We start from the raw sequence: 3,520 nt of genomic DNA on the forward strand, positions 1-3,520 counted from the left end.
CCGATATAATATTATATACCCAGCCGATTAAGGGGTGATTAACAACAAGGGGTTCTATTAAGGCGGCTTCTGTAGGCGTAAATTTAAAAATACCGATCCATAGTAGAGTTATGACGACGCCAAATACGCCTAATTTATATCCTAAAGATGTATCTCTATGTGTGTTGCTTATGGTTTGATTATTCATTCTTCCTCTCAATATGTGAACTAAACGGTTTAGTTTAATTTATAGTGTAATTTTATTAAGTCAACTGCTTTTTGAACTAAACAGTTTATTTTGTTATTATGGAACTAATAGAGGAGAAAGCTGTCATGAAAGAAGAAAAGAGACTGAATGCATTACAAAAAACGATAGAATTATGTGCTCTGCATGGGTTTCATGGTACAAGCATGGATAAGATCACTGCAGCGACTGGTTTATCAAAAGCGACTATCTATAAATATTTTCAATCTAAAGAAAATTTGATTGTTAATGCGTTAGCGCTTTTTAGTGAGCAATCGTTATCGAATGTAAAGGTACTTTTTGAGAATACAGACCTGACTCTAGAAGAGAAAGTAGCCTTACGTTTTGAAGGTCTTGCTGGGTGTATTGATATCGAGTCATTTAATGGCTGTTATTTTCAACTGGCGTACAGTGAATACAGTAGTGAGGATCAAGGTATCACTGAGGTAAGTGCACAGTACAAACAACGAACTCAAGAGCTATTAATAGAGTTATTTAAAAGACACGATATTGAAGATGCAGAGCTGAAGGCCCAAAAAGTAGGGTTAGTTTATAACGGCTTATTAGCGTCACTACAATTAACGAAAGATATATCACTTATTGAATTAGCTCATCAATTGTTTTTAGATATCATTTTTAAGCCGGAATAACATTTAAGGTGGGGTGCCATCATGGAAATTAGTCATTTAGATCACCTTGTATTGACAGTAAAAAGCATTAATAACACGGTAGATTTTTATACTCGAATACTTGGAATGAAGTGTATCACCTTTGGTGAGGGACGAATCGCTTTGTTATTTGGTGATCAGAAAATTAATCTACATGAACAAGGCAATGAGTTTGAACCAAAAGCTCTGAATGTAAAAGATGGAAGTGCTGATCTTTGCTTTATTGTGAAAACGAGCATTATAGAAGCAAAGAAACACATAGAAGAGCAAGGTCTTATGATTATTGATGGGCCTGTCCAACGAACAGGAGCCTTGGGTAAGATCATTTCTATCTATTTTAGAGATCCGGATGGTAACTTGATAGAACTCTCAAACTATCTGTAGTTTAAGACTAAGCTGCTTAATCACTACTAAATAGATGGTTATTTCACCATTTATCACCTATACCGTACTCATAGCATAAAAATAACGACTATCATTAAGTTAACTAATTGTATCTTTTTGTCTTTAATTGTTGACATAAATTTAATATCGGCTAAATTAAACTAAACGGTTCAGTTTAATTTGTATTTAGAAGGGATAAAGCTATGAAGCCAATTAAAATTACGTTATATCGTTGGGCGGGCAGTTGGGGGCCATTTAACGTTAATATCCCTTGCGGCGAATGCACGTTAACCAAAGACATTCTTCAAGATACATTTGATACTGAGCTTGCAGGTATTCCTATTGAGCTGGAAGTTAAAGATTGGCTTTCTCACTGGTGGGAGCCATTAAAATTAAAAGCATGGCACGCTCCTATCATTATTGTTGAAGACAAGGTGATCAGTGAAGGTGAAGCACTTAACCGTGGTGTTTTGGTTCAAGCGGTTATTGCTAAAGTCGCGGAACGTGATCAAATAAAAGGCAATGTTGTTTTTGGTAAAGCATCGTGTCCTTATTGCATTAAAGCGAAAGCGGCATTGGATGAGGCTGGTATTGAATATATCTATCATGATGTAGTGAAAGACAGCGCCGCGTTATACCGAATGATCCCAGAAGTTAAAGCGATTATTGGTGAGAAAACACCAGTCACAGTCCCGCAGATCTGGATGGATGGTAAATACATTGGTGGGTTTGATGATCTGACAAAAACAATGAACACTGACGTAAAAGCCGGGAGTTAATTATGAATAAGAAAGTAATCCTATTAATTGTACTGCTTGTATCATTTGCTGCTGTCTATGTAAATTTTGGTCATCTACTGACGTTAGAGCAGATTAAAGGTTTCCATCAATCGCTTCAGAGTGACATACAAGAGAATCTTTATCTCTATAGTGCCACATACTTCCTTGCTTATGTTGTTGTTACTGCATTATCTATCCCTGGCGCAGCAGTGGTGACTTTATTAGGTGCGGCGCTATTTGGTTTTTGGTGGAGTTTATTACTGGTTTCTTTTGCTAGTAGTATTGGCGCAACCATTGCTTTTTTAAGCAGCCGTTATCTTTTAAGAGAATGGGTAGACAGTAAATTTAAAGATAAGCTAGTACCAATTAACCAAGGCGTAGAAAAGGATGGGGCGTTCTATTTATTAACGTTGCGACTTATTCCGGTATTCCCGTTCTTTGTGATTAACTTATTAATGGGGTTAACTAGTTTGAGCGTGAGTCGTTTTTATCTATTCAGTCAATTAGGAATGCTGCCGGGAACCATGGTATATCTAAATGCTGGGACACAGTTATCAGAGATTACTTCATTATCTGGACTTATTTCTCCTCAAATCTTAGGGTCACTAGCGTTATTAGGGGTATTTCCAATTCTAATTAAATTTGTGATAAATAAAGTAATTAAAAGTCGAACTCAAGCAGAGTAAATTGGTTTTTTCGATGAGCTTAATACCATACTTGACGTTAATATGATATTTAATGACCATAAACTGTTATACTGCGCGCTCAAATGGAGATGTTTATGACTAGTAAAGCGAAACAAGTAAAAGAAACAGGAACAGAGAAGAAGAAAAAGAAAGTAAGCGTGGAGACAGTTGCAAAGCAAGATCCTCGCATAAAGATTGAAGACATTTTAGCACAACGTGAATTTGATAAAATGTTCGAGCTGTAAGCTCTCACTCTGCCTGATGAATCGAAAAGAACGTATAGATATAGACGCTGTGCGTTTTTTTTGTTTAAAGCACAAAATAAATTAACTTTATTAGTCTATCTTGTGCGTTACTTATTCCATATAATATATTAATGGTTGTTGTTTGGTTAATAGTATGATTTCTTTAGTCCGTTCTCCTTTTTATCGTAAGTGTGCATTACCAATACTTGTTTTTATTATTGGTTTTGTTTTAACCATGTTAGCCACTTCTCATGTCGCTAAAGATAATAAGAAAGAAATCTATAAACAAACGGTTGAATATGCAGAACGACATGCAAATAGAATACAATCACAAATTCAGCAAGATGTATTTTTTTTAGGTGCGTTAGCAAATTTAGTTGATGAACATGATATATCGAGGATCCCGCGATTTAACATGTTAAGTAAACATATTATGTCAGGCAGTGCAGCGATTGTGTCTATTCAATGGTCACCAAAAGTAAAGACCGATGAGTTTACGGCTCATAAGATGAAAATACAGAATAACTATCTAAGC

General features: G+C 35.6%; 7 protein-coding genes. 6 read left to right on the top strand and 1 reads right to left on the bottom strand.

Annotated features, from left to right (window positions below; all coding sequences use genetic code 11):
* On the bottom strand, positions 1–187 hold a 187-nt coding region (locus tag Q1K78_RS17110; protein ID WP_300181625.1), incomplete at its 3' end, for a DUF417 family protein.
* A gap of 125 nt (positions 188–312) precedes the next feature.
* On the opposite strand from Q1K78_RS17110, the gene Q1K78_RS17115 reads away from it, so the two are divergent.
* From Q1K78_RS17115 to Q1K78_RS17140, 6 genes are all read left to right on the top strand, one after another.
* The gene (locus tag Q1K78_RS17115; RefSeq protein WP_300181627.1) at positions 313–873 is read left to right on the top strand and encodes a TetR family transcriptional regulator; all 561 of its coding nucleotides are present in this window, start codon (positions 313–315) and stop codon (positions 871–873) included.
* A 21-nt stretch (positions 874–894) separates the two neighbouring features.
* Entirely contained in the window at positions 895–1,275 is a 381-nt protein-coding gene (locus Q1K78_RS17120; protein WP_300181629.1) for a VOC family protein, read from the top strand.
* Between the two features lie 203 nt (positions 1,276–1,478).
* The gene (locus Q1K78_RS17125) at positions 1,479–2,054 is read left to right on the top strand and encodes a glutaredoxin (protein WP_300181631.1); all 576 of its coding nucleotides are present in this window, start codon (positions 1,479–1,481) and stop codon (positions 2,052–2,054) included.
* Between the two features lie 2 nt (positions 2,055–2,056).
* Complete coding sequence (locus tag Q1K78_RS17130) at positions 2,057–2,740, top strand: TVP38/TMEM64 family protein (RefSeq protein WP_300181633.1); 684 nt, start codon at positions 2,057–2,059, stop codon at positions 2,738–2,740.
* A 95-nt stretch (positions 2,741–2,835) separates the two neighbouring features.
* Positions 2,836–2,985: a hypothetical protein gene (locus Q1K78_RS17135; protein ID WP_300181635.1), complete on the top strand. Its 150-nt coding sequence runs from the start codon at positions 2,836–2,838 to the stop codon at positions 2,983–2,985.
* 154 nt (positions 2,986–3,139) lie between these two features.
* Positions 3,140–3,520 (top strand): hypothetical protein (locus Q1K78_RS17140; RefSeq protein WP_300181637.1); only part of this gene is annotated, 381 nt, incomplete at its 3' end.

The organism is uncultured Aliivibrio sp. (assembly GCF_946479765.1).
Classification (GTDB): Bacteria; Pseudomonadota; Gammaproteobacteria; order Enterobacterales; family Vibrionaceae; genus Aliivibrio.